This is a genomic window from Micromonospora sp. KC723 (assembly GCF_004348595.1).
In the GTDB taxonomy this organism is placed as follows: Bacteria; Actinomycetota; Actinomycetes; order Mycobacteriales; family Micromonosporaceae; genus Micromonospora.
In genome coordinates, this window is sequence record NZ_SMKD01000013.1 from 36,258 (window position 1) to 61,027 (window position 24,770).

25 protein-coding genes and 1 pseudogene are annotated in these 24,770 nt (G+C 72.3%); 10 read left to right on the plus strand and 16 right to left on the minus strand.

What is annotated here, in order from left to right:
- Positions 1–6: 6 nt before the first annotated feature.
- The gene (gene ngcE, locus E1165_RS05445) at positions 7–1,443 is read right to left on the minus strand and encodes an N-acetylglucosamine/diacetylchitobiose ABC transporter substrate-binding protein (protein WP_132388343.1); all 1,437 of its coding nucleotides are present in this window, start codon (positions 1,441–1,443) and stop codon (positions 7–9) included.
- A 47-nt stretch (positions 1,444–1,490) separates the two neighbouring features.
- The gene (locus E1165_RS05450) at positions 1,491–2,435 is read right to left on the minus strand and encodes a MurR/RpiR family transcriptional regulator (RefSeq protein WP_132388345.1); all 945 of its coding nucleotides are present in this window, start codon (positions 2,433–2,435) and stop codon (positions 1,491–1,493) included.
- 217 nt (positions 2,436–2,652) lie between these two features.
- Between E1165_RS05450 and E1165_RS05455 the strand changes: the two genes are divergently transcribed.
- Entirely contained in the window at positions 2,653–4,038 is a 1,386-nt protein-coding gene (locus E1165_RS05455; protein WP_132388347.1) for an acyltransferase, read from the plus strand.
- Positions 4,039–4,212: 174 nt separating this feature from the next.
- On the opposite strand, the gene E1165_RS05460 is transcribed toward E1165_RS05455, so the two are convergent.
- Complete coding sequence (locus E1165_RS05460; RefSeq protein ID WP_132388349.1) at positions 4,213–4,890, minus strand: Tat pathway signal sequence domain protein; 678 nt, start codon at positions 4,888–4,890, stop codon at positions 4,213–4,215.
- Between the two features lie 362 nt (positions 4,891–5,252).
- Between E1165_RS05460 and E1165_RS05465 the strand changes: the two genes are divergently transcribed.
- From E1165_RS05465 to E1165_RS05475, 3 genes are all read left to right on the plus strand, one after another.
- Positions 5,253–6,023, plus strand: coding sequence for a TetR/AcrR family transcriptional regulator (locus tag E1165_RS05465; protein WP_132388351.1), 771 nt, complete (start codon positions 5,253–5,255; stop codon positions 6,021–6,023).
- Between the two features lie 223 nt (positions 6,024–6,246).
- A complete protein-coding gene (locus E1165_RS05470; RefSeq protein WP_132388353.1) occupies positions 6,247–6,873 on the plus strand; it encodes a DUF6230 family protein in 627 nt (208 codons plus the stop codon).
- Between the two features lies 1 nt (position 6,874).
- On the plus strand, positions 6,875–7,405 hold the full coding sequence (locus E1165_RS05475; protein ID WP_243704598.1) for a DUF6114 domain-containing protein: 531 nt from the start codon (positions 6,875–6,877) through the stop codon (positions 7,403–7,405).
- 56 nt (positions 7,406–7,461) lie between these two features.
- On the opposite strand, the gene murD is transcribed toward E1165_RS05475, so the two are convergent.
- On the minus strand, positions 7,462–8,811 hold the full coding sequence (murD, locus tag E1165_RS05480) for a UDP-N-acetylmuramoyl-L-alanine--D-glutamate ligase (protein WP_132388355.1): 1,350 nt from the start codon (positions 8,809–8,811) through the stop codon (positions 7,462–7,464).
- 89 nt (positions 8,812–8,900) lie between these two features.
- Between murD and E1165_RS05485 the strand changes: the two genes are divergently transcribed.
- Complete coding sequence (locus tag E1165_RS05485; RefSeq protein ID WP_132388357.1) at positions 8,901–10,250, plus strand: hypothetical protein; 1,350 nt, start codon at positions 8,901–8,903, stop codon at positions 10,248–10,250.
- A 33-nt stretch (positions 10,251–10,283) separates the two neighbouring features.
- Here E1165_RS05485 and E1165_RS05490 read toward each other — a convergent pair whose 3' ends face one another.
- From E1165_RS05490 to E1165_RS05515, 6 genes are all read right to left on the minus strand, one after another.
- Positions 10,284–10,466, minus strand: a complete 183-nt coding sequence (locus tag E1165_RS05490) for a hypothetical protein (protein ID WP_132388359.1) — start codon at positions 10,464–10,466, stop codon at positions 10,284–10,286.
- A 200-nt stretch (positions 10,467–10,666) separates the two neighbouring features.
- Complete coding sequence (gene argG / locus E1165_RS05495; RefSeq protein WP_132388361.1) at positions 10,667–12,118, minus strand: argininosuccinate synthase; 1,452 nt, start codon at positions 12,116–12,118, stop codon at positions 10,667–10,669.
- Between the two features lie 61 nt (positions 12,119–12,179).
- Entirely contained in the window at positions 12,180–13,001 is an 822-nt protein-coding gene (locus tag E1165_RS05500; protein ID WP_132388363.1) for an RNA methyltransferase, read from the minus strand.
- A 133-nt stretch (positions 13,002–13,134) separates the two neighbouring features.
- Positions 13,135–13,755: a hypothetical protein gene (locus E1165_RS05505; protein WP_132388365.1), complete on the minus strand. Its 621-nt coding sequence runs from the start codon at positions 13,753–13,755 to the stop codon at positions 13,135–13,137.
- A gap of 537 nt (positions 13,756–14,292) precedes the next feature.
- Entirely contained in the window at positions 14,293–14,475 is a 183-nt protein-coding gene (locus E1165_RS05510; RefSeq protein ID WP_132388407.1) for a DUF397 domain-containing protein, read from the minus strand.
- Positions 14,472–15,281: a helix-turn-helix transcriptional regulator gene (locus E1165_RS05515; protein WP_132388367.1), complete on the minus strand. Its 810-nt coding sequence runs from the start codon at positions 15,279–15,281 to the stop codon at positions 14,472–14,474. The genes E1165_RS05510 and E1165_RS05515 overlap by 4 nt, the downstream gene beginning before the upstream one ends.
- Before the next feature lie 245 nt (positions 15,282–15,526).
- Between E1165_RS05515 and E1165_RS05520 the strand changes: the two genes are divergently transcribed.
- From E1165_RS05520 to E1165_RS05530, 3 genes are read left to right on the plus strand one after another with little or no spacing between them, the layout of a single operon-like run.
- Complete coding sequence (locus tag E1165_RS05520; protein WP_132342812.1) at positions 15,527–15,709, plus strand: hypothetical protein; 183 nt, start codon at positions 15,527–15,529, stop codon at positions 15,707–15,709.
- Positions 15,706–15,999, plus strand: a complete 294-nt coding sequence (locus tag E1165_RS05525; RefSeq protein ID WP_243704599.1) for a hypothetical protein — start codon at positions 15,706–15,708, stop codon at positions 15,997–15,999. The genes E1165_RS05520 and E1165_RS05525 overlap by 4 nt, the downstream gene beginning before the upstream one ends.
- Positions 15,996–16,247: a flavin reductase gene (locus E1165_RS05530; protein ID WP_132388371.1), complete on the plus strand. Its 252-nt coding sequence runs from the start codon at positions 15,996–15,998 to the stop codon at positions 16,245–16,247. Before E1165_RS05525 ends, E1165_RS05530 begins: the two co-directional genes overlap by 4 nt.
- 39 nt (positions 16,248–16,286) lie before the next feature.
- Here the strand turns inward: E1165_RS05530 and E1165_RS30330 are convergent.
- The 5 genes and pseudogenes from E1165_RS30330 to E1165_RS05555 all read right to left on the minus strand — a co-directional run.
- Positions 16,287–16,553, minus strand: a pseudogene (locus E1165_RS30330) (response regulator transcription factor); the annotation flags it as partial.
- Positions 16,441–18,675, minus strand: a complete 2,235-nt coding sequence (locus E1165_RS05540) for a transglycosylase domain-containing protein (RefSeq protein ID WP_132388373.1) — start codon at positions 18,673–18,675, stop codon at positions 16,441–16,443. The pseudogene E1165_RS30330 and the gene E1165_RS05540, both read right to left, overlap by 113 nt.
- A 141-nt stretch (positions 18,676–18,816) precedes the next feature.
- Positions 18,817–19,617: a hypothetical protein gene (locus E1165_RS05545; protein ID WP_132388375.1), complete on the minus strand. Its 801-nt coding sequence runs from the start codon at positions 19,615–19,617 to the stop codon at positions 18,817–18,819.
- Between the two features lie 154 nt (positions 19,618–19,771).
- A complete protein-coding gene (locus E1165_RS05550; protein ID WP_132388377.1) occupies positions 19,772–20,878 on the minus strand; it encodes an SPFH domain-containing protein in 1,107 nt (368 codons plus the stop codon).
- 4 nt (positions 20,879–20,882) lie between these two features.
- Positions 20,883–21,356, minus strand: coding sequence for an NfeD family protein (locus E1165_RS05555; RefSeq protein ID WP_132388379.1), 474 nt, complete (start codon positions 21,354–21,356; stop codon positions 20,883–20,885).
- A gap of 90 nt (positions 21,357–21,446) precedes the next feature.
- On the opposite strand from E1165_RS05555, the gene E1165_RS05560 reads away from it, so the two are divergent.
- Complete coding sequence (locus E1165_RS05560) at positions 21,447–22,751, plus strand: serine hydrolase (protein WP_132388381.1); 1,305 nt, start codon at positions 21,447–21,449, stop codon at positions 22,749–22,751.
- Positions 22,752–22,965: 214 nt separating this feature from the next.
- Here E1165_RS05560 and E1165_RS05565 read toward each other — a convergent pair whose 3' ends face one another.
- Positions 22,966–23,778, minus strand: coding sequence for a DUF3097 domain-containing protein (locus E1165_RS05565; protein WP_132388383.1), 813 nt, complete (start codon positions 23,776–23,778; stop codon positions 22,966–22,968).
- Between the two features lie 184 nt (positions 23,779–23,962).
- On the opposite strand from E1165_RS05565, the gene E1165_RS05570 reads away from it, so the two are divergent.
- Positions 23,963–24,757: a hypothetical protein gene (locus E1165_RS05570; RefSeq protein ID WP_132388385.1), complete on the plus strand. Its 795-nt coding sequence runs from the start codon at positions 23,963–23,965 to the stop codon at positions 24,755–24,757.
- Positions 24,758–24,770: the final 13 nt, after the last annotated feature.

Sequence of the window (24,770 nt, forward strand, 5' to 3'; positions counted from 1 at the left end):
GATCGGTCAGCGCGTGAACTTGGCGACGGAGTTGTCCTTGGCGATCGCGTCGGCGCGCTTCTGGAGGCGCTCGCAGAAGGCGTCGGCGCTGATCCGGCCGAACATCAGCTCGTTGGTGGCGGTGCGTGCCTCCGTGTCGAGCTCCTTGTACCAGCCGTCGAAGTACAGGTTGAACACGTCCTGGCCGGCTGCCTTCAGCGCGGCCTGCGAGCTGGCCACGCCCGGCGGGAAGGCGAAGCCCTCGCTGCCGGCGGTGACCACGGTCGGGGCCTTGACCACCTCGGTGAAGCCCTTCGCGCCGGCCACCGACAGCATCTGGCGCATGTACTCCAGGCCGCCGCGTGGGTTCTTCGACTTGGCGGAGACGAAGTAGCCCTCACCGGCGGTGGCGCGCAGCGCCGTGGCCGGCAGCCTGTCCGAGCTGGTCAGGCTCGGCACCGGCATGAGCTGGTACTCGAAACCGGGCGGGGTGTCCTTCTCCTGCTCGCCCTCCAGCCAGTCGCCGCTGGGGTAGAAGGCCAGCTTGTACTGGTTCTGCCGGAGCTGCACGTCGGTGTGCTTGAGCCCCTCGAAGCTCTTGTCGACGTACTTGGCGCCGATCTCGGCCCACGCCTCGGCGGCCTGTCTGACGGCGTCCTGCTGCCAGGCGCCGTCCTCGAGGTTGTCGATGTTCTTGAGCACGTCGGTGCCGCCGATCTTCGCGGCGTGGGTGAGGATGACGTTCCACTGGTAGTAGGCGGCGTTCGCGCCGGCGTAGCCGTACGGGGTGATGCCCCTGGCCTTGATCTTGTCGAGCAGGGCGGTGAACTCCGACCAGGTCTTCGCCGGCGCCCAGCCGTTGTCCCGGAACAACTTGCCCGAGTACCAGATGCCGAAGACCGTGGAGACGTAGTACAGGACGTACGGCTTGCCGTTGAACGAGCCGGCCTCGACGGTGCCGGGGACGACGGTGTCGCGCACCTTCCTGGTCGGGTCGCCGACCGACGGGGCGTCCCACATCTCGGTGAGGTCCATGAGCTGACCGTCGGCGACCAGCGAGCCGAAGTCGATCAGCTTCTCGCCCGAGTTGTTGACGAACTCCGGCGGGTTGCCCGAGGCGAACCGGGGCTGGAGCACGGTGGAGACCGCCTGGGTGGACTGGTGCTTGATCTCCGCCTTCGGGAACGCCTTGCGGTACAGCGGCTGGTGCACGTCGGTGGCGTACTTCTCGCCGTAGCCGCCGTTGAAGATGACCACCTCCAGCGGTGCGTCCTCGGCGACACCCAGCGGGTTGCCGGCGCTCTTCGTGCCCTCCGCCCGCGTGCTGGAGCCCTGGTCGGAGCCGCTGGTGGCGCAGGCGCCGAGCAGGCCTACCGCCGGGGTGGCGAGCAGGCCCGCGGCGGCGGCGCGACCGAGCAGCGTACGGCGGCTCAGCTCCGCCGGGTTGTCGGGGGTAACGGACATCGTCGTCTCTCCTCGTGTCTGCCGGATGGGGCGGTGCCCCGGGCCGGTCATGGGGTGCTCCTGGCGGCCTTGTGCCCGTCGACGGCCTGGGCGGTACGCCGGAAGGCCGCGTGGGCGCGGTGGTGGGTGCGCTGCGCCACGGCGATGTAGAGCAGGTCGAGCACGACGAGCTGGGGGTGCCGGGCGGAGAGCGCGTCGGGCCGGAAGGTGGTGGCCTGGCTGGCGGTGAGCAGCACGATCTCGGCCAGTTCGGCCAGGGGTGAGCGGGGGAAGCCGGTCACCGCGACGGTGGTCGCACCCCGGCTGCCCGCCTCGGCGAGCATCTCGATGGTCTCCCGGGTCTGGCCGCTGTGCGAGACGGCCAGCGCGACGTCCCCGGGGCCGAGCAGGGCGGCGCTGGCCAGCCCGCCGTGCACGTCGCTCCAGGCCCAGGCGGCCACCCCGATGCGGTGCAGGCTGAACTGCATCTCCGCGCCGACGAGGGCGCTGCCGCTGGCGCCGAAGATGTTGACCCGGCCGGCGCCGGCGACGGCGACCGCGGCGCGTTCCACCTCGGCGAGGTCGAGCAGGGCCGCGGTGTCGTGCATGGCCCGGGTGTCGGCGGCGATGATCTGGCCGAGCACCCGTTCGAGGGGATCGTTGGGCTGGATCTCTCGTCCGATGTCGACGGTCCAGCCGGCCGAGCGGGCCCGGCCGGTCTCCACGGCGATGCCCAGCCGCAGGTCGGCGTAGCCGTCGAAGCCCATCGCCCGGCAGAACCGGGTGATGGTGGCCGGTGAGGTGCCGCTGCGTTCGGCCAGCTCCACGATGGTCGCCCGGGCCGCCGCTTCCGGGTCGCTGAGCACCTGCTCGGCGACCCGACGCAACGCACCGGTCAGCTCCGCCGCGCCTGCCCGGACCCGGGCCAGCACACCGTCGACGCCGCGGTGGTCGACCGGGTCGGCGTCGACCCCCGCGGTCCTCGCGGCGGTCTCCACCTCGTGCTCGGTCATCGGCGAACGCCTTTCGGAAAAGAGTGTTTACTGTTAGTGGTAAAAGTTCTTACTGAAGGGCCTCCGCTGTCAAGGGCGTGGACGAAGTTTTCAAACTGTTACCTGGCGCGTGTGGTGACGGGAACGGCCACCGGATCCGCCTCACCCGACCGCACACGTCCCGGTGGCCGGAGCCGACCGACGCCCGGAGACCGCCGGCCTGGCATAGCCTGACCTCATGCGCCGCCTGGGTCAGCTCGCCGAGCGCACCCCGGCGGGCCGGGAGCGTCACGTCGACCTGCTGCGCGCGCTGGCGATCACCGTCGTCGTGCTCGGGCACTGGGCCGTGAGCGTCATCGGCGCGGACGCCGCCGGGCGACCCACCGGGCGGTCGGCCCTGCCCGACCTGCCCTGGGCGTACCCACTGACCTGGGTGGCCCAGGTGATGCCCATCTTCTTCCTGGTGGGCGGGTTCGCCAACGCGGCCTCGTTGACCGCCCGACGGGACCGGGGCGGAGACGCCACCGGCTGGCTGCTGGACCGGGCCGCCCGGCTGCTACGTCCCACCAGCGCACTGCTGCTGGTGCTCTGCGGCGGGGCCGCGGTCGCCTCGCTGGCCGGCGTGCCGGCAACCCAGGTCCGCACCGTGGTCTGGTTCGCCACCATCCCGCTGTGGTTCCTCGCCGCCTACCTGCTGGTGGTGCCGCTGACCCCGGTGACGTACGCGCTGCACCGGCGCTTCGGCCTGCTCGTGCCGGTGGCGCTGACGGTGCTGGTCGCGGCGGGGGATGTCGGGCGGGCCCTGGGCCCCGAGCGGTACGCGCTGGGCAACTACCTCTTCGGTTGGCTCGCCGTGCACCAACTCGGCTTCGCCTGGTACGACGCCCGCTCGTCGGCCACGGCGGATGGTGCGCGGTCCACCGCAGCGCCGGCACGCAGCGGCCCACGCGCCACCCGCCTGCCGCTGTCCCGCCGCGCCGGGTGGACCATGCTGCTCGCCGGACTGGCCGCGACCGTGCTGCTGACCAGTGTCGGGCCGTACCCGGTGGCGATGCTCAACGTGCCCGGCGAGCGACTGGACAACGCCGCCCCGCCGAGCCTGGCGCTGCTCACCCTGACCACCGCCCAGCTCGGGTTGATCGTGCTGCTACGCCGCCCGGTCGAGCGGTGGCTGCACCGCCGCCGCCCGTGGCTGGTGGTGATCGCGGTGAACGCCGTGGTGCTCACCGTCTTCCTCTGGCACCTGACCGCCGCCGTCCTGCTCGTCGGCGCGCTCGACGCCGTCGGGCTGCTGCCCACCCCACCGGTGGGCTCGGCCGCGTGGCTGGCCTGGCGGCTGCCCTGGGTGCTGCTGCTCACGGTCGTGCTGGCCGTGCTGGTCGCCCTCTTCGGGCCGATCGAGGCACGCACCGGACGGCGTCCGGACCGCACCGGACGCTCCGGCGTCCGTGGCGCGCTCGCCGTCGCCGGTTTCGCCGCCGTGGTGTACGCCCTGGTGCACAACGCCGTGACCCCGAAGGAGGCCCCGGAACCCCTCGGGGTGCCGGTGGCCGCCCTGGTGGCGTACCTGGCCGGAGCGGGTGTGCTGCGGCTGCTCAGGTCAGGCTGGGGAAGCCGAGGTTGACGGAGCAGCCCGCCGCCGACCGGCGCGACCGGGGCGCGGCTCGCGGCGGGCGTACGGGCCCGGGGTGGGCTTCCCGCCGCCGCACCCCCGGTGGGGCCCCGGGTTCCGGCCCACGGTCGGCGTGGTCGAGCCGGTGCCGGGCGGACCGCCCGGCACCGGCCTCGGGGGGAGGGATCAGTTGACGTAGACGGTCGGGCTGCCCGCCTGGCTGACGTCCTGCACCGGCGCGTACGTCGCGGAGAAGTACGCGGAGCTGAAGCAGGTGGCCGGCCCGGCGACCTTGGTGAACGGCTGGTTGACGAAGCTGATCGAGGTGGTGGCGTTCGAGGAGACCCCGCTGAGGCTGTTGCCGGCGGTCTGGTAGACGCAGGTGACCGTGCCGAGCAGGGTGGCGAGCACGACGGTGCTCTGGATGGGGCCGGCCGCGCCACCGCTGATGGTCACCGTGCCGGCGCTGTCCACACTGGTGCTGTAGGGCAGGTTGTCGACGCTCACCCGGTTCACGCGCAGGGTGCCGAACACGTTACTGGTGCAGCTGCTGAAGCTCTGCGCGTCGAGGCTCTCCGTGGCGACGCCCGGCGCGGCGGGGTTGGTCAGCACGGTGGCGCTGAACTTGGAGGCGGCACACTTGACGCCGGTGGTGCCGGTGGCGGTGGAGTAGAAGTTGGCGGTGGTCCCGGTGGCGAGGTTGGACTCGATGACGTCGCCGACGGCGACGGCGGCGCCGCCGACGGCACCGTGGGTGAGGACGGTGTCGTCGAGGGACGCGGCGGCGACGGGGGACGTGCCGGCGAGGCTGACCAGCAGGGCGGTGGCGACAACGGCCACGCTGCGGCGGCGGAGCCTGGGCATGGTGGTTCCTTCCCGGAGCGGTGTGGGGATGGATCGCCCGGACCGGCGTGGTGGTGGCGGACCGGGGTGGGCACGACCGGGATCGACCGTGCGTGCCGTGGTGGACGGCGGACGGGTCAGCGTCGACCCGGCCGGTCGGTCAGGGGCCGGGTGTGGCCCTGCGGCGATGCCGCGTCACCTGCGACCTTCCGGCCTGGAGCGGGCGGCGGTCGGCCATAATGACAACCATCGAGCCCTCCTTCGGCGACACCCGACCAGGCCGTCCCGCTGGACGACGACTGGTGACCGACCCTGGACTGAACGTGGGAAAGTTATAAACCCCGGAGAGTCGTAAAGTCAACGCATCCAGAAAGGTAAATAGGTTGGCCCTGTCGCACGCACCCCGCCCGGCGTCCACCCCGCTGCCCGGAGCGCGCCCCGGACGCGACCCGGATCGCGCCATCAAGCGCGGGCCGCGCCGGGTTCCCGCCGAGGCGGTCGCCGCCACCCAGCGCGACCGCCTCTTCGACGGCCTGGTCCACGAGGTGGCGTCGAAGGGGTACGACAGCGCCCGGGTGACCGACATCTGCCGGGCGGCCGGGGTCACCCGGCCGGCCTTCTACGAGCTGTTCGCCGGCAAGGAGGACGCCTTCCTCGCCACCTACCGGCACGGCATCGCCGTGGTGCTGCGCCTGATGGAGGACGCCTACGCCGACGCCGGCCCGCAGTGGGCCGACGCGGCCCGCGCGGCGCTGCGCACGCTGCTGGAGGTGCTGGCCAGCGTGCCCGCGTTCGCCCGGATGGCGCTGGTGGAAATCGAGGCGGCCGGCCCCGCCGCCCGGAAGGAGCGCGACCGGCTACCGGAGAGTTTCCGCCGGTTCTTCCCCGCCGACGGCCCCGGCCCGACCCTCAGCCCGAGCGAGCGCGACCTGCTGGTGACCATGGTGGTCGGCGGCGTGCAGGCCACCATCCGGGCCGCGGTGGCGCAGGAACGCACCGCGCGACTGCCGGAACTGCTGCCGGTGCTGACCTACGCGGTAACCGCCCCGTTCGTCGGCCCAGAGGCCGCGGCGCGGGCCGCGCGGGCCACCGGGGCCAGCGAAGGCGCGGGCGTGACCGCACCGTGCGCGGCGGCGGAGCGTCCACACCCCTGACCGGGGTCGGAAACCGCTGCGGTTTCTAACCTTTGCGGAGTTTCGCAGACTACGCGTAACAGGAGCCGGCGACAGGACGTTGACCACCCCTTTACCCGGCGGTAACTTCGGCGTACGTCGACTCGGACATTGACGTCGGCACACCCGGATCGCTTCTTCGCGACACTTCCGGAAGAAGCGATCGCATCGTCGCCGCTGAATCGATCTCGAAGAGGGAGCAGCCATGCCGGAGGAGACTGTGGACACCGGACCGGTCCCCCGCAGCGGGGTACGCTGGCGCCGCTTCGCCGCCACACTCGGCGTCACCGGGGCGGGCGCCATCGGCATGGTGCTGGCCACCGCCCAGGGTGCGCTCGGCGTACAGTTCGCGATCTCCGGCATGCCCTTCACGGTCACCGCGGACAAGCTCACCGGCACCGGCTTCGAACAGTTCGCCACCATCGACGAGATGATCCCGGACAGCCCCAACCAGGGCGACACCGGCGGTCAGGTCCTGGTCATGGTGTCGGCGATCGACAAGGCCGAGCTGACCAACCTCTGCCAGAGCATCAACCTCGGCGGCACGTACCTGAAGATCACCGCCGGCGCCAAGGGCACCCCGGTCACCGCCCGTACCCTGATCGTCGACGGCGACGAGGTCGCCGGCAACGCCTCGTTCAAGAACATCGACGTCGGCCAGGACGCCAGCACCCTCACCCGGGTGCCCGGCGTGACCGGCGCCCCGGGCGTCTTCTCCCAGCAGTCCGAGACGGTGACCATCACCAACCTGCGGCAGAACAACTACGCCACCACCGCCGCCGTCTTCACACTGCCGGACCTGCGGATGCGTTTCACCCCCGACGGCTGCTGAGATGACCAGCCACGGACCGATGCCGGGCCCGACGGGCACCCGCCGGGCCCGCTGGCGCGACTGGCGGCGCAGCCGCCCCTTCACCGCCGGCGTGCTGATCACCGTCGCCGGGGTGGAGATGCTGGTGACGCTGCGCGCCCCGCTGGGCGTGGTGCTGAAGGTCGGGCCGCAGGGCCTGGCCGCGTACCTGGTCCCCACCGTCCTGGTGCTCTGCGGGGTGCTGCTGCTGGCCACCCCGCAGCAGCGGGTCTTCTACGCCCTGCTCACCCTGGTGCTCGCCCTGGCCTCCTGGCTGACCTCCAACCTCGGCGGCTTCGTGGTCGGCATGCTGCTGGCGCTGGTCGGAGGCAGCCTCGCGTTCGCCTGGACGCCGGCCAAGAGACCGCCCGGCCCCCGCCCCCCGGCACCGGCGCCCGACACCGAGAGCGACGACGGGCTGGCCATCGTCCGGCGGGACCAGACCGACCCGCCGGCCACCCCGGAACGTGAGCACACCGACCGGCCCGCCGGCCAGCATCGCGCCCCGGCTTGACGCGCGGTCCGGCCTCGTCCCGGCGCGCCGGGCGTACGGGACCAGCTCTGGACGGCTCAGCCGGCGGCGGTGTCCCGGACCGCCCGGGCGAAGACCTCCGAGCGGTGCTCGAAGTTGCGGAACCGGCCGTAGCTGGGCGCGGCCGGCGACAGTAACACCACCCCGCCGGCCGGAGTCACCTCCCGGGCCAGCCGTACGGCGTCGACCAGGTCGTCCACCGTCTCGGTGCGTACCTTCGGCAGCCCGGCCAACGCCTCGACGATGCGGGGGCCGCTGTCCGGGACGCCGATCACGGTGATCTCCCGCTCGACGAGGTGCTCGGCCAGTGGCGCGTAGTCCAGGCCCCGGTCGGCACCGCCGACGATCACCGTCAACGGCCGGCCGTCGTACGCGTCGATCGCGTGCATGGCCGCGTACGGGCTGGTGGCGAGGGTGTCGTCGACGAAGGTCAGCCCGGACGGGTCGACGATCTCGGTGAGCCGGTGCGCCAGCCCCCGGAACTCGGCGACCGCGACGGCCAGGGTGTCCTTCCGGGCCACCACGTCGATGTCGAGCGCGTCGAGCACGGCGAGCGCCACACAGAGGTTGCCCTCGTTGTGCCGGCCGACCAACGGCAACACGGCACGCGGGAACAGCGGCCGGTCGGCCAGGTGGAACCAGGGGGTGCCGTCGGGACCGGCGGTCACGTGCGCGCTGCCCGGCAGCCCGGCGCGTACCGCCGGCCGGTCGCCCAGCTCCACGGCCAGCCGCGGGTCGTGGCCGTTGACCACCACGGTCCGCGGCCCGTACGCGAGGAGGTTCAGCTTGTCCCGGTAGTACTCCGCCTCGCCGCCGTGCGCGTCCAGGTGCTCGGGGAACAGGGCGGTGACCGCCGCGACCCGCGGTGAGTCGGTTAGGTCGCTGCACTGGTAGCTGGAGAGTTCCAGCACGTACAGGTCCGCCTCGGGCAGGTCGAGGGTGGGCACCCCGATGTTGCCGCCGAGGACGTTGGGCCGGTCGACTGCCGCCAGCAAGTGGCTGATCAGGCTGGAGGTGGTGCTCTTGCCCTTGCTGCCGGTGACCCCGACGGTCCGGTCGGCGTGGTCGGCCATCCACAGCGCGGTGCCCTGGGTGACGGTGGTCCCGCGCCGGCGCAGCTCGACCATCCACGGGTGGGTGGACGGCACACCCGGAGAGCGGACCACGACGTCGGCGGCGAGCAGCCGGGCGAAGCCCTCCTCGCCGGTGACCAGCGGCGCGGCCTCGGCGAGCGGCCCCTCCCAGGGCAGGCTGAGGAAGTTGGCGCTGTCGTCGACGGCGACCAGGTCGGCCGGGCCGTGCGCGGCGACGGCGGTCACGGCGGCCCGGCCCTCCCGGCCGGCCCCCCAGACGGCGACTCTACGTCCGCGCAGGTCAGACAGGCGCACTGGCTCTCCTCAGGGCGTTTCGACTTCCGTGGTGGGCACGGTCCGGCGCAGCCGGGCACGGCCGGACGAACCAGGGCCTAGTATGGCGTGTGCCCAACGAGCAGCTCCGGCGGATGGACGCCTTCACCTTCCCGTCCTACTCGATCGATCTCGCCACCGGCGAGGCGTTGTTCGACTACGCGCTCACCGGCCCGGACGGCGAGCAGCGGTTCACCGAGGTGATCACGCTGCCGTTGCCGGCCGACCCGCCGTCGGACGAGACCGTGGCGACCCTGGGCCGGGTGCTGGAACTGCTGCACGTCGTCGCCGGGGTCAGCTACTACAAGGCCGCGGCGCCACCCCGGCTGGTGCTGCCGGCGCCGCTGGGCACGGCCGCCGCCGAGCTGGTCACCGCCGTCTACACCAGGGGCCTGGCCGAGTACGCCTACCGCAACCAGCTGCCGCACGTGCTCCAGCTGCGGCCCGAGGTGCCGGCCGGCGAGGTCGCCCCGCCCCGGGTGTACGACGACTCCGACCGCCGGCCGCTGTCGGCCGTCGGCGGCGGCAAGGACTCCATCGTCACCCTGGAGGCACTGCGCCGCGCCGGGTTCGAGCCGGTGCCGTTCTCGGTCAACCCGAACCACGTGATCGTCTCGGTGAACGAGGCGTCCGGTCTGCCCGCGCTGGCGGCCCGGCGGCGGCTCGACCCGGCGCTGTTCGACCTGAACGCCGCCGGCGCCCGCAACGGCCACATCCCGGTCACCGCGATCAACTCGCTGATCGCGGTCGCCACCGCCGTGCTGCACGGCCTCGGTCCGGTGGTGATGTCCAACGAGCGCTCGGCCTCCGACCCGAACCTGGTCTGGAACGGGCACGAGATCAACCACCAGTGGTCCAAGGGGGTCGAGGCGGAGGGCCTGTTGCGGGCGGCGCTGGCGGAGCACGCCGGCCTCACCGAGCCGTACTTCAGCCTGCTGCGGTCGCTGTCGGAGCTGCACATCGCCCGGCTCTTCGCCACCATCGACCGGTACGACGCGGTGGTCACCAGCTGCAATGCCGCGTTCAGGCTGCGCGACGCCAGCGAGCGGTGGTGCCGCGACTGCCCGAAGTGCCGGTTCGTCTTCCTGGCCATGGCGCCGTTCATGCCCCGGGAACGGGTGGTGCGCATCTTCGGCGGCGACCTGCTGGCCGACACCGCCCAGATCCCGGGCTACCGGGAGCTGCTCGGCGTGGACGGGCACAAGCCGTTCGAGTGCGTCGGGGAGGTCGAGGAGTCGGTGGTGGCGCTCAAGCTGCTGGCCGACCAGGACCAGTGGCGCGACGCCCCGGTCGTGCGCGCCCTCGTCGACGCGGTGCCCGGGAGCGCCTGGTCGACGGCCGCCGACTCCGACGTCTTCACCCCCGGCGGCCCGAACCACGTCCCCCCCGCCTACCACAAGGTCCTCGAAACCCTGACCTGACCGACCCCCCGCGCGGAGCCGGTCAGGTGCCGCTCACCCGGACCGCCGGCCGGTCCACCACTGCCGGGCCAGGGTCAGCCGACCGGGCAGGTCCGCTGCCGGCGCCGGCGCCGGCCGGGTCGGCTGGCGCAGCCACTCCGGCAGGTGGGTCCCCGGCTCGCGCCTCGGCAGGACCGGCAGGACCGTGATCGGGCACCGGTACCAGGGGATACGCACGTCGGCCTCCTTCGGCGGGACGGGGCCGCTCAGGACGCGACCCGGGCACGGCCCCGCCCGGCGAGAGCGAACCGCGTACCTGACATTCTGGTGAATGCGGCACTACGGCCGGAAGCGACAGGCCGGATCGTGGCGACCTCCGACCGTACTGCATCACCCTGAGACATCCCCGAGCCTGCTGGTGAGCGGCAGCAGGCCGCTCAGTCGACGCCGAACTCCATCGCGGCGCGGTCGAGTGCCTCGTCGTCGGCGGAGGAGACGCCCCGCGACGCGATGGCTTCCGCGCCGCCCTGCGGCATCGCGCCGATCAGCCCGGTCGAGGCTGCCTGCGCGGCGCCGATCACCCGCTGGGGGGCCGCGCCGCCGACCATGCCGAGGGTGGCGTACTGCTCCAGCTTCGCCCGCGAGTCGGCGATGTCCAGGTTGCGCATGGTGAGCTGGCCGATCCGGTCCGACGGACCGAACGCCGAGTCCTCGGTACGCTCCATCGACAGCTTGTCGGGGTGGTAGCTGAACGCCGGGCCGGTGGTGTCCAGGATCGAGTAGTCCTCGCCCCGGCGCAGCCGCAACGTCACCTCGCCGGTGACCGCCGTGCCGACCCAACGCTGCAACGACTCGCGCAGCATCAGCGCCTGCGGGTCCAGCCAGCGACCCTCGTACATCAGCCGACCGAGGCGGCGACCCTCGTTGTGGTAGTTCGCCAGGGTGTCCTCGTTGTGGATGGCGTTGACCAGCCGTTCGTACGCGGCGTGCAGCAGCGCCATGCCGGGCGCCTCGTAGATGCCCCGGCTCTTGGCCTCGATGATCCGGTTCTCGATCTGGTCCGACATGCCCATGCCGTGCCGGCCGCCGATGGCGTTGGCCTCCAGCACCAGGTCGACGGGGCTGCCGAACTCCTTGCCGTTGATCGTCACCGGGCGCCCCTGCTCGAAGCCGATCGTGACGTCCTCGGTCGGGATCTCCACCGACGGGTCCCAGAACCGGACCCCCATGATCGGGTTGACCGTCTCGATGCCGGTGTCGAGGTGTTCGAGGGTCTTCGCCTCGTGCGTGGCGCCCCAGATGTTGGCGTCGGTCGAGTACGCCTTCTCGGTGCTGTCCCGGTACGGCAGGTTGCGTTCGAGCAGCCACTCCGACATCTCCTTACGCCCACCCAGTTCGGTGACGAAGTCGGTGTCGAGCCACGGCTTGTAGATGCGCAGCTGCGGGTTGGCCAGCAGGCCGTACCGGTAGAACCGCTCGATGTCGTTGCCCTTGAAGGTCGACCCGTCGCCCCAGATCTGGACGTCGTCGGCGATCATCGCCCGCACCAGCAGGGTCCCGGTCACGGCCCGGCCCAGCGGGGTGGTGTTGAAGTACGCCCGCCCGCCCGAGCGGATGTGGAACGCCCCGCAGGTCAACGCGGCCAGGCCCTCCTCGACCAGGGCGGCGCGGCAGTCGACCAGTCGGGCGACCTCGGCGCCGTAGCTGAGCGCGCGACCGGGCACCGAGGCGATGTCGGGCTCGTCGTACTGGCCGATGTCGGCGGTGTAGGCGCAGGGGACGGCGCCCTTGTCGCGCATCCACGCGACCGCGACCGAGGTGTCGAGGCCGCCGGAGAAGGCGATGCCGACACGTTCACCGATGGGCAGGGAGGTCAGAACCTTGGACACGGGAAAGATTATTCATCAGGACGCATGGTCATGCAAGCCGAAGTGTCCGACGGACGGGCGGCTACCCGCCGCCGAACGGTGGATCGTCGCGACCCAGTTCCCAGAACGCCACCGCCGCCGCGGCGGCCACGTTCAGCGAGTCCACCCCGCGCCGCATCGGGATGACCACCCGCACGTCGCTGGCGGACTGGGCCGCCGCGGTGAGACCGGGGCCCTCCGCTCCCAGCAGCAACGCCGCCCGCTCGCGCTGCGCCGCGGTCAACCGCTGGATCGGTACGGCGTCCGGAGCCGGCGTCATGGCGAGCACGGTGAAGCCCGCCTCCCGCACCTGGTCCAGGCCCACGGGCCAGCGGTCGAGCTTGGCGTACGGCACCGCGAAGACCTCCCCCATGCTGACCCGCACGCTGCGCCGGTAGAGCGGGTCGGCGCAGGACGGCGACAGCAGCACCGCGTCGATGCCGAGCGCGGCGGCACCCCGGAAGACAGCCCCGAGGTTGGTGTGGTTGTTGACGTCCTCCAGGATCACCACGCGTCGGGCGGCGGCCAGCACCTCGTCCGCGCCCGGCAGCGGCTTGCGGTGGAACGAGGCGAGCACCCCCCGGTGCACGTGGAAGCCGGTGGCCTTCTCCAGCACGTCCGGAATCGCCGCGTACACCGGGGCGTCGCCGGTGTCGAGGTCGGCGAGCTGGTCGGTCCGCTTGGCGTCGACCAGGAACGACCGGGCCGGGTAGCCGGCCCGCAGCGCCCGCCGCAGCACCAGCTCCCCCTCGGCGATGAACAGGCCGTGCGGCGGTTCCCATCGGGTACGCAGCTCGACGTCGGTCAGCGCGCGGTAGTCGGCGATTCGGGCGTCGTCGGGGTCGGTGATCTGGTGGACGGGCACCGCCCGATTCTGCCCGGTGGCCGGGACCGGACGGCCGGCTGGGGCGTCAAGCCAGGACGAGAGGGTCGCCCAGGCTCGCCGTGGCCCGGCGGCGAGTGGCGTGGTGGAACGGGGCTAGTACCCCGACCTGTGCCTACCGACGTCGAGCGGCGCGGCGTTCGAGGTTCTCCCGAAGCGTGAACAACGCCAGCGGCCCCAGGGCGCTCACCACGAACGCCGGCACCGGCACCCACGGAACACCGTCAACGAGCGACGCGACCAAGCTGGTCCCGAAGGCCAGCAGAGCGGCCGCCACCGTGTACGTACCGCTGGAGTTGTCGCCGATGAGGGAGTTCGGGCGCTCCTTGCGCAGCCGCCACAGCCGGTAAAGCTGCAGCACCATGAGTACGAACGTCGGCGGCAGCAGCGTGAACACCAACGCGGCTCCCGGCGTCCACGGCGCGCGCACGTACTGGCCCTCGACGGTGACGAGGTGCCCGTGCCACATGCCCACCCGAACGATCTGCCCCTCGTCGACATCGAGGAACGCCTCTCGCTCCCGCGCCAAGGACGCCCCTTCGTCGCCGCTGGGCAGGCGGAACCGGACCTCTTGCGAGGTGCCGTTGCCGCCGAAGCCGCCCTCGGCACTGGCGTAGCTGACCTCCACGACCGCCGCCGACGCCGGCGCGAGGGCGCCCGCGCGATACGCGGAGTACGCTGCCGTTTCCACGTACACGCGGTGTGCGAAGTAGGCCAAAAGGACGGCGGCGATCATGCCGGATATGATCGCCACCCAGACGCGGAACCGGACATCTTCCGGTGATACCGGTGGCACACCGCCACGCCGCCTCGCCGATGTCATGCCTCCCACACTAGTGAAGGGCCACCACCGCCGGGACCGGCGAAGTGGCTACCGCTCCAGCCACCGATCGCGGTCTACATCGGACGCGCGTACGAGTGGGCCGGTGGCGCCCCACGAACGGGAGCACCTGCCGGCTGCGCGTTGTGCGCGGTCATCAGCAGAGGCGGCGGGCCCGGCTTGTGTCCGACGCCGGCCCGGTCCCACCCACATCGAACGCCAGACCTCCGCACTGGCCAAGGGATCGGGAAATCGCACGCGGACGCCGTGTTCGACGCCAGGCAGGATCCAAACATCGGTGGTTGCCCACCCGCCCAACGCATACCCGACGTGCCACTCGCCTCGGCGAACAGCCGAGGACCCGTCGGGGTCGCACTCGGCGTGCGACCGCGCACGACCATCGGCGAGGCGCTCACCGACCGCAGATCAACCGCCGAGGCGGCATACGGGACGTCAGCGGGCCTTGGCGAAGTTGACGAAGCTCTGCCAGACCTGCGGGTCGAACTGGAGCGTGCCGCCCTCGCGGTCCTTGGTGTCGCGCACGAGCACCACGCCGGGCAGGTTGTCGGCCACCTCTACACACGACCCGCCGTTCGAGCCGGAGCGAGTCGACTTGTGCCACCTGGCACCGCTCATGTCCATGTCTGCGCCGCTTCCTTGATCAGATCGAGGGACTGCCTGCGGGGGAGAGCTTCGCCTCTGATCGACTCCCACGTTCGCTGGAGAGTAGCAAGGTCATCGGCCCCGTTCACTACCTGTGCTCGCACCTGGTGGTCGAGATGCGCAGCCACCGATCCGTCGCCCAGGGTGGCCAGGATGAATCCTCCCTGCAAGCCAGGGTAGACCCCCGCGTCGTCCGTCACCACGAGGATCTGCACGTGCGGAAGCTCGGCCATCTTGACGAGGTGATCGATCTGTTCCCGCATGACGCTGGCATGTCCGTTGATCTGCCGACGAAGAACCATCACGTCAAGGACGGCCACCAGCGGCGTGGGCGCGTCCCGCGTCACGATCGCCTGCCGCTCCAGCCGGGACGCCACCCGCTGCTCAATCTCGTTTGGCAGCAGTAAACCGTCCGCGAGCGTCGCTCGCGCGTACGCCTCGGTCTGCAGAAGGCCGGGTACGTAGGCGGGCTCGTACCAGCGCAGCAGGGTCGCCTCACGCTCCAGCCCGATCCACTCGCGCAGCCACTCGGGGTCGACCTTGGACAGCTCTCGCAGCATCCGCGTGAATCGGCCGCCCTTCTGCCGGTCGGATGCCGGGTCGTGCGCTCGGTCGACGGCCATGACGTAGTCGATGGTCGGTGGACGACCGCCGGTCTCCACCGAGCTGACGTGCGAGGCCGAGTAGCCGATGGTCCTGCCGAAGTCCTCCTGGCTGAGGCCAAGGGTGGCTCGAAGCAGGCGAAGCTCCATCACCACGTAATCCATCACGCTGCCCATCGAATGCCCAACTCCTGCCCAATCTCCGCGGCGTGTCTCTCTGTGCTGTCCGGCGGCGCTCACTGTTGGCGTATCACCAGCTCAGTCGGCATGAGCGCCTGTCGAAGTCGGACCGATCCTCACCAGACTGTCACTCATGCGGACCTGCTCCTCGCTGAGCGTAGCCGGGGTGGGTCCTGCCCGTGGGTCGCCCCCGCCTCCCCCGTCGCGGGGGCGATCCCTTCCACAGTCGCAAGGAGGTCGACGTGCGTATCCCGTTCTTCCGGTGCCGGGCCAAGGAGCAACCGACGCTGCCGCGTCGAGTACGCGGAACCAACCTGCCGGAGTGGATGCGCCTACCGACGCAGCCCTACCCCCAGCAGGGGCCCGGCCGCGCCGGCGGACTGACCCCGGGCCAGGAGTGGCGCGCGAACGGGGGCCGCTGGTGACCGTTCTCGACGGCATCCGCACGGTCACCGGCCACATCGGCTACCCCCCGAGCTGGGACTGCGAGGCGTGCGGTGAGCCCTGGCCCTGCCCGAACTTCCAGACGATCCCGCCAGACCGGCTCACCACGTCGACCCTCATCCCCGTCATGGCGTTCCTGCTGAGCCGCGCCATCAAGGATCTGCGCGGACGCCCCGAAGGGCCGGAACCGCCGGAGATCGTGCAGCGATTCGTGTGGTTCCTGCCGCTGAGCGACGACGAGGCCAGAGCCATCGCGTTGAGGCTGCGATGACGGCCCGCCAACTGGTCCCACACGTCGCCATGCGCCCGCTGTGGCGGTGCCGCAACTGCGGGAGGGAGTGGCCCTGCCAGCCGGCCAAGCTGTCCCTACTCTCCGAGTATCGGGGGAACCGGACGGCGCTGATCATCTACCTCGGCACGCTGATGGCCGAGGCCAACGACCAGTTCGCCCAACTCAACCCCGACCGACGCGTGGACCTGACCGACCGCTTCCTCAACTGGGCCAGGGCCCGAGGATGAACGCGAATGCGGTGTGCCGGAGCTTACGACCGCCCGGTCGGTCATTCCGAGCTGGGCGAAGACCGCGGGAAGCTGGTTGCGTACCGTCTTCTCGCTGAGCCCGAAGCGCCGGGCGATGCGGGCGTTGGTCTCGCCGGCCGCGAGGTGCCGCAGGATGTCCCGCTCGCGGGGTGTCAGCTGGTCGAACGGCGGCTCAGCCGCGGCGGCCCTGGAGCCAGCGCAGCAGGTCCGGCGGGATGCCCGGCATCGTCGCCGACGGCGACGGAGACGGCGACGGCGCGGGCGGCTCCGGGCGGCGCATGTCACCGGCCAGTTCGGGGCTCGGCGCGGTGAAGTCGCGCACCGGCTGGCCGTCGACCGCCGTACGGATGACCCGGGCGACCGCCGCGATCACCTGCGACTGCACGGCCGCGCCGACCGCGTCGCTCGGGTTGTCCGGGTTGGCGGCGATACCGGCCACCGCGACCTGCGGGGTGAACCCGACGAAGGTCTCCGTGGCGTTCTGCTCCGAACTGCCGGTCTTGCCGGCCACCGGCCGGCTGACGATCCCGTCCACCCCGCTGGCCGTCCCGCCGTTGCACTGCCCGTACGCGGACTGCTGCCCCACCGGGCAGCGCGCGGCGTCGGTGGCGGCGCGGGCCACGTCCTGGCTCAGCACCCGCTTGCAGGACGGCGCACCGACCGGCACCTTCCGACCGTCCGGCGCGGTCACCGACACCACCGGCGTCGGGGTGCAGTACATGCCCTCGGCGGCCACGGTGGCGTACGCGTTGGCCAGGTCGAGCGGGGTGGTGGCGGCCACGCCGAGGGTGAACGCGCCCCAGTTCGCCGCGTCGTGCTCCGCGAAGGCCGCGTCGGACCCGGCCCGGAAGGTGATGCCGAGACGCTGCGCCATCTCCACCACCTTGTCCTCGCCGACCTGCTCGGCCAGCCAGACGAAGTAGGTGTTCACCGAGCGGCCGAAGGCGTCCCACATCATGCGGTAGCCGTCCATCCGCTCCGGGTTGGCGTTGGCCGGGCACCACTTGCCGTCGCAGCTGCCCTCGCCCTCGGCCGGGTAGCGGGTCGGCAACCGGCTGGGGGCGTCGAAGCCGGTCGAGAGGGTACGCCCCGACTCCAGCGCGGCGAGCATGGTGAAGAGCTTGAACGTGGATCCGGCCTGGTAGCCCTCGATGCTGCCGCCGCCGGAAACCAACGGGTTGACGGTCTGGCCGGGCCCGACGCCGTACTGGCGGTTGACCGCCATGGCGAGGATCTTTCCGGTGCCCGGCTCGACGGCCGCGATCGGCAGCGCCCGCCGGTCGCCGGGGGCGTACACCTTGCGGGCCTGCTCGACGGCGGTGGCCTGCACCCGCGGGTCGAGAGAGGTGACCACCGTGTAGCCGCCCCGGCGCAGCGCCTGCTCCCGCTCCTGCCCGGTGGCGCCGAACGCGGGCTGCTCCAGCCACCAGCGGCGCAGGTAGTCGCAGAAGAAGCCGTCGTCGGCGGGTCGGGTGGCCACACAGCCGTTGGGTTGGGCGGTGGGGTGCAGGACCAGCTTCTCGGTGTTGGCTCGGTCGGCCTGCGCCTGGGTGATCGCGCCGGTGCCGACCATGGCGTTCAGCACGTACCCGCGCCGGGCCAGTGCCGCCTTGGCGTCGCCGTCGATCGGGCTGTACGCGTCCGGGGACTGGACCAGGCCGGCGAGCAGGGCGGCCTCGCCGAGGGTCAGGTCGGCCGGTGTCTTGCCGAAGTAGCGCTGGCTGGCCGCCGCGATCCCGTACGCCCCGGAGCCGAAGTACGCGATGTTCAGGTACCGGTTGAGGATCTCGTCCTTGCTGAGCTTGTGCTCCAGCGCGGTGGCGTACCGGATCTCCTGGAGCTTGCGGCCGATGGTCTGTTCGGTGGCCGCCTGCTGCTCCTGGGCGCTGCGGTGGGGGTCGCTCTTGAGCACGTTGCGGACGTACTGCATGGTCAGCGTGGAGCCGCCCTGCGTGTCTCCGCCGGTCACGTTGGCGACCAGGGCACGGACGATACCGCGCAGGTCGGCCCCGCCGTGCGAGTAGAAGCGCCGGTCCTCCGCCGCCACGATCGCCTGGCGCATCGCCGGGGCGATCTCGGCCAGCGGCACGTCGGTGCGGTTGACGTCGTAGAAGGTGGTGAGCAGCGTCCTGCCGTCGTTGGCGTAGACGTACGAGCGCTGCGGGGTGGCCGGGGTGCTCAGCGCCGCCGGCAGGTCGTCGTAGGCCCCGAGCGCCGCCTTGGCGGCGTACCCGGCGAGCAGGTTGCCCGGCAGCGCGGCGACCGCCAGGGCGAGACCGGCCAGCACGCCGGCGAGCAGCACGGTGAAGAGCCGCGACAGCGGCGTCCGGGGGCGGGACATGGACCCCAGAATGACCAGGTCGGCGAGGAGTAGGCCACTCGGAACCGCGATTGTCAGCCAACTCACGGCCGCCTGCCAGCGACTTCCTTGCCACACGGCCTCACCGTCTGGTTTCTCCCCCTTTCCTCCTCGGCTCCCCGCCGTCCCCCACCGGATGGATCGGCAGGTTCGCGCACGGAAGCGACGTGGGACGGAGGGGCCCGGTGGTCAGGCGGCGGGCAGCGGACCCTGGGGGTCGGCGGTGGCGACGGGCGTGGAGACGCTCGCGGCGGCGGCGTCACGGGCGATGGTGGCGGGCACCAACCGGCCGGAACGGTAGCCGATGCCGATGCCGGCGATCAGTACGAAGATCGCGCCGAAGGTCTGCAGGCTACCGACCAGCGCCCCACCGAGGCCGAGCAGCGGGGCGGCGATCATGAGCATGGTCCCGTCGCCGATGGCGAAGGTCCCGGAGCGGGCGACCGACCAGCCGGTGAGCAGCCAGCCGGCGCTGTAGCAGCTGGCGCCGGCCAGCACCAGCATCCGGGCGGTGGTGCCGAAGACCGGGGTCTGCTCCTCGAAGCCCGCGAACGGCAGCATCAGCACCGTACCGGCGATGCTGACCAGCAGGCCGGCCACGGCGATCCGCCGGACCCGGGTGGCGGCGAGCAGCCCGGTCAGGGCGAGCAGCGCGAGTAGGCCCAGCCAGACCGCCGCCACCCATCCCAGCAGGTACAGCGGCCGACCGTCGGCCGGGTACGGGTCGTTGCCCACGCCGCCGTCGCTGGCCATCGCCACCACGCCGTAGAGGACCGCGTACGCCGGCAGGAGCCACACCGCGGCGCGGGCGAACCGTCGCAGCGACCAGGCCCAACTGGCGTCGGTGGCCGGGGCGGCGGGCGGGGGGTCGCCGACGAAGGGCAGCACTGCGAAACCGCCGCCGGTTCGCCGGCTGCCCAGCGGACCGGTGGGATCGTGGGCGCCACGCACGGGGGTACGGGGCACCAGCCGCTTCGCCGGATCCTGCATGCCTCACCTCGCTCGGTCGTCGACGAGCGGCGGGGAACGCACCGGTGCCCCGGCTCCTCGCCACCACCCGTCCTCAGGACCGATCGTGGCAGGCGCCGGGGCACCGCATGAGCGTTTCTCGCATTTGTCGTCCCGCCGTCGGGGACGACGCCGGTCAGCCCCGCTCGCGCTGGTCCGGCCGGTCGTCCAGCAGGCTCTCCGGGGAGACCGGCTCCGGGGCCGGCAGCCCCTGCGGGGTCTTGCCGCCGGTGGCCTGCGCCTCCGCGACGCGTACCTCGTTGTGGATCTCCTGCGCGGCGTTGGCCGCGGCCCGGGCCGCCTCGGCGGCCTCCCGCTCGACCTCGCTGGCGGTGTCGGAGGCCTCCGGCGACGGCTCGTCACCGACCATCCGGCTCAGCCCGCCCAGCGCGCCGCCCATCCCCTCCAGGGCCTTGGTCAACTCGGCCGGGACGATCCAGACCTTGTTGGCCGAGCCGTTGGCGATCTGCGGCAGCGCCTGGAGGTACTGGTAGGCGAGCACCTTCTGGCTCGGGTTGGCCTGGTGGATCGCGTCGAAGACCGTCCGGATCGCCTTGGCCTGACCCTCGGCCTGGAGAATCCGGGCCTGCCGGTCACCGTCGGCGCGCAGCACCGCGGCCTGCTTCTCACCCTCGGCGGTGAGGATCTGCGACTGCTTGTGCCCCTCGGCGTTGAGGATGGCGGCCCGACGGTCCCGCTCGGCGCGCATCTGCTTCTCCATCGAGTCGCGGATGCTCGGCGGCGGCTCGATCGCCTTGATCTCCACCCGGGTCACCTTGATGCCCCACCGGCCGGTGGTCTCGTCCAGCACCCCGGAGAGGTGCCGGTTGATCTCCTCGCGGCTGGTCAGCGCCCGCTCCAGGTCCAGCGAGCCGATCACGTTACGCAACGTCGTCACGGTGAGCTGCTCGATCGCCTGGATGAAGTTGGCGATCTCGTAGGTCGCCCGCACCGAGTCGACGACCTTGTAGTAGAGAACGGTGTCGATGGAGACGACCAGGTTGTCCGAGGTGATCACCGGCTGAGGCGGGAAGCTGACCACCTGCTCGCGCATGTCGACCTTGGTGCGGACCGCGTCGACGAAGGGAACCAGCAGGTTCAGGCCCGGATTGAGCGTGCGCTTGTACTTCCCGAGCCGCTCCACCACGTCCTGCCGCTGCTGCGGCACGATGCGCACCGCCTTGATCAGGGTCACCACCACGATCACCGCGATGGCGATCAACAGGACCGCTGCGAATTCCATATGCTCACCTTTTCGCTTCCGGCAGTTCGCCGGGGGAAGAAATATCGTCCCGCCACACCAGGGCGGTGGCGCCCCGAATCTTGATCACCTGCACCCGCTCACCGGGCTCGAAGGCCTGCGTCGCGTCGTACGAACGAGCGCTCCACACCTCGCCATCGATCTTGACCAGCCCACGCCCGGTGTCGACCGGCTCCAGCACCAGCGCGGTGGCGCCCTCCAGCGCCTCCACCCCGAACGCCTGGTCGCCGGTTTCCAGCGCGCTCCGGGCGTGCCGTCGGATCACCGGCCGCACCACCGCCACCGACAACGCCGACACCACGGCGAAGACCAACGCCTGGATGGGCACCGGCGCTCCCAGCGCGGCAGCGCCCGCGGCGGCGAAGGCGCCGACCGCGAACATGATCAGGAACAGCGTCGTCGTGAAGATCTCCGCGACGCCCAGCAGCACTCCCAGCACGACCCACACCACGGCGTCCACCCTCTGATCGTGACACGCTGACGCACGTCCCGACGAGGCAGCATGATCAGTAAGCTCTGGCCCGCAGCCGCATTGACCGAGGGAGACGCCGTGACCCTCTCACCCGAGACCGCCCGCCAGGTCGACGTCCTCGTCGCGGAGGCGCAGGCCGCCGGCCGTGTCCCGTCCCTGGTGCTCGGGGTGGTCCACGACGGCACCCTCACCCACCTCGCCGCCGCCGGCGCGCACCCCTGCCCGGGGGTGGACCTGCAGTACCGGCTCGGCTCGATCAGCAAGACGATGACCGCCACGCTGGTCATGCAGCAACGCGACGCCGGCCGGTTGACCCTCGACGACCCCCTGGCGGCGTACCTGCCCGGCACGCCGCTCGGCGACCGCACCCTGCGTCAGCTCCTCAGCCACGCCAGCGGCCTGCAACGCGAGCCGGACGGGCGGTGGTGGGAGCGGACGGAGGGCAGCGACCTGGCGACGCTGGTCGCCGGGCTCACCCCGGACAAGATCGCCTACCCGCCGCTGCGCGGTTACCACTACTCCAACCTGGCGTACGGGTTGCTGGGTGGGGTGCTCGAACGGATCACCGGTACGCCGTGGATCGAGCTGCTGCGCGAACGCGTCCTGGCACCACTGGGCATGGCCCGCACCACCTACCACCCCACCGAGCCGTACGCCCGCGGCTACGTGGTGCACCCGTGGCACGACACGCTGCGGGAGGAGCCGCGTACCGACACCGGGGCGATGGCCCCGGCCGGGCAGCTCTGGTCCACCGTCGAGGACCTGGGCCGCTGGGCGGCGTTCCTCGCCGACCCGACGCCGGAGGTGCTCGCCGCCGACACCCTGACCGCGATGTGCGCCCCGGTGGTGATCAGCGACCTGGACTCGTGGACCCACGGGCACGGCCTCGGGCTGGAGCTCTACCGCAACGGCGACCGGGTCTACGTGGGTCACGGCGGCTCGATGCCCGGCTACGTCGCCGCCCTGGTGGTGCACCGGCCGACCCGGACCGCCGTGGTGGCCCTCGCCAACTCGTACACGTTCCGGATCGGCAGCCTGGCCCGTCGGCTGCTCACCCTGGTGCTCGACGCCGAACCGCCGGCGGTGGCCCCGTGGCGGCCGGCCGCCGCGCCACCCCCGGCGGCGCTGGCCGAGCTGACCGGGCGCTGGTGGTGGATGGGGACGGAGTTCGAGGTCCGCGCCGACGAGTCGGGCGAGCTGCGGGCCGGCCTGCCCGGCGAGCTGAACCTCCGGTTCGTCCCGGAGGGACCGGACCGCTGGCGGGGCCGGTCCGGCGGGCAGGACGGCGAGATCCTCACCGTCGTCCGGGACGGGGACGGCCGCGTCGTCGCCCTCGACGTCGCCACCTTCGTCCTCACCCGCACTCCCGACCAGGAACCCTGACCGGCGGGCCGCCGACCCGGCGGCGGCAGGGGGTACCAGGTCACCACTCGCCACCGCACTCGAGCACACAGATGACTCACTCAGGCGACGCCGCGCTGACGGCCCGGGACGGCGGGTGGACCAGATTCGTACTCAGGCACACCAGCCGTCGGGGGTCTTCCGTCGGTCAGGCCAGAAGGTCTCGCCTGGGTGGTGGATCAGGCGCCGGGCGGGCTCAGGTCGGCTCGGTGACGAAGTCGATCAGGCGCTCCATCGCGTTGATCAAGGGGGTCTCCACGTCGGCGAAACCGTCCACCCGGGACAGGATGCGCCGCCACATCTCGGCCGGCTCGGCCACGCCGAGCGCCGCGCAGACGCCCTCCTTCCACGGTCGTCCCGGCGGCACCACCGGCCACTCCCGGATGCCGAGCGCCTTCGGCTTCACCGCCTGCCACACGTCGACGTACGGGTGACCGGTGACCAGCACGTGCGGAGAGTTCACCCGCGCCACGACCCGGCTCTCCTTGGAACCGGGCACCAGGTGGTCGACCAGCACCCCGAGCCGGCGCCCCGGCCCGGGGGCGAAGGCCCGCACCTCGGCGTCGAGCGCGTCGATGCCGTCCAGCGGTTCGACCACCACCCCTTCGATCCGCAGGTCGTCTCCCCAGATCCGCTCGACCAGGGCGGCGTCGTGCACACCCTCGACCCAGATCCGGCTGGCCTTGGCCACCCGCGCCTTGACGTTGTCGACGGCGACCGACCCGGAGGCGGTCCGCTGGCGCACGGCCGGCGCCGGGGCCCGCACCGGCCTGCGCAGGGTCACCGGCCGACCGTCGAGCAGGAAGGCGGCGGGCAACAGGGGGAAGTGACGCCGCCGGCCGTGGCGGTCCTCCAGCGTCACCGCGCCGGACTCGAAACCGACCACCGCCCCGCAGAAGCCGGAGTCGGCGTCCTCGACCACCAGGTCCGGCTCGGCGTCCACCTCGGGGACGGCCGTACGCCGTCGCCAGTTTCCCGCCAGCACGTCCCCGTCGTATCGCCCCGCCATGTCGGTCACGCTAACCGGACGCCCGGCGGGCCGCCCGCCGACGCGCCGCCCGGCCGGACCGCCCAGGGCACGCCGGGACACTCCACCAACAGGCAACCAGGGGCGAAAGGGGTAGTTCGGGTCAGGCCACCCGGGCCGTGCGGCAGTCGAGACACGGGCGGCGGGGAACACGTACCCTTTCCGCATGTCCCTCCCCGCAACGGGCGCGGCCACCCTTGCCCCGCGCCGGTCGAGCCGGTTCGTTGCCTGGGTGCGCGCGTGGCGCGCCGGGCTGGTGCCCTTCGACGAGGTCGCCGAGGAGATCGCCGGCGACGAGGAGCACCTGGTCGCCGACGCCCCCGGCACCTGGACCGACGTGCCCCTGCGGGAGGCGCTGCCCACCCTGGCCAAGCTCTCGCCGGACGAGATCCGGTTGGTGCTGCCCGCACCGGGCGACCCGCGTGGCCTGCCCGGTCCAGGCGACTTCGCCGGGGCGGCGCTGCTGGCCGGCGAGGCGGTGGTCGCCGGGCCGCTCGGGCTGATCCCCGAGGTCCGCACGCACACCTCCGGGTCCGGGATGACCTGGGAGACGGTGCTGTGGCGGGTCTACCCGCTGCCCGCGAGCACGCCGACGGCGTCGCTCGCCACCCCCGGCGCCGCGGAGGCGGAGGCCGAGCTGGCCACCGCGCTCGCCGAGTCCACCGCCGCGCTGACCCGGCTCGACGTGGCCCAGTGGCGACCGGAGCTGGCCGGGGCCCTCGCCGCGCTACGCCGCCCGGACGGGACCACCGACCTGCCACCCGGTTTCGACCCGCGCGCCCGCCGGCTCTTCGCCCGGGCCGCCGTGCTCGACCGGGTGCTCGCCCTCGCCGGGGAGAGCGCGCCGGGTGGAGCGGTCAACACCTACGAGGCCCAGCAACGCGACGCGGCGCTGCGCCCGCTCACCACCGCCTGCCGACAGGCCCTGGTCGCCGCCTGCAACGCCCCGCTACGTCCCTGAGGACGTGCCGCGG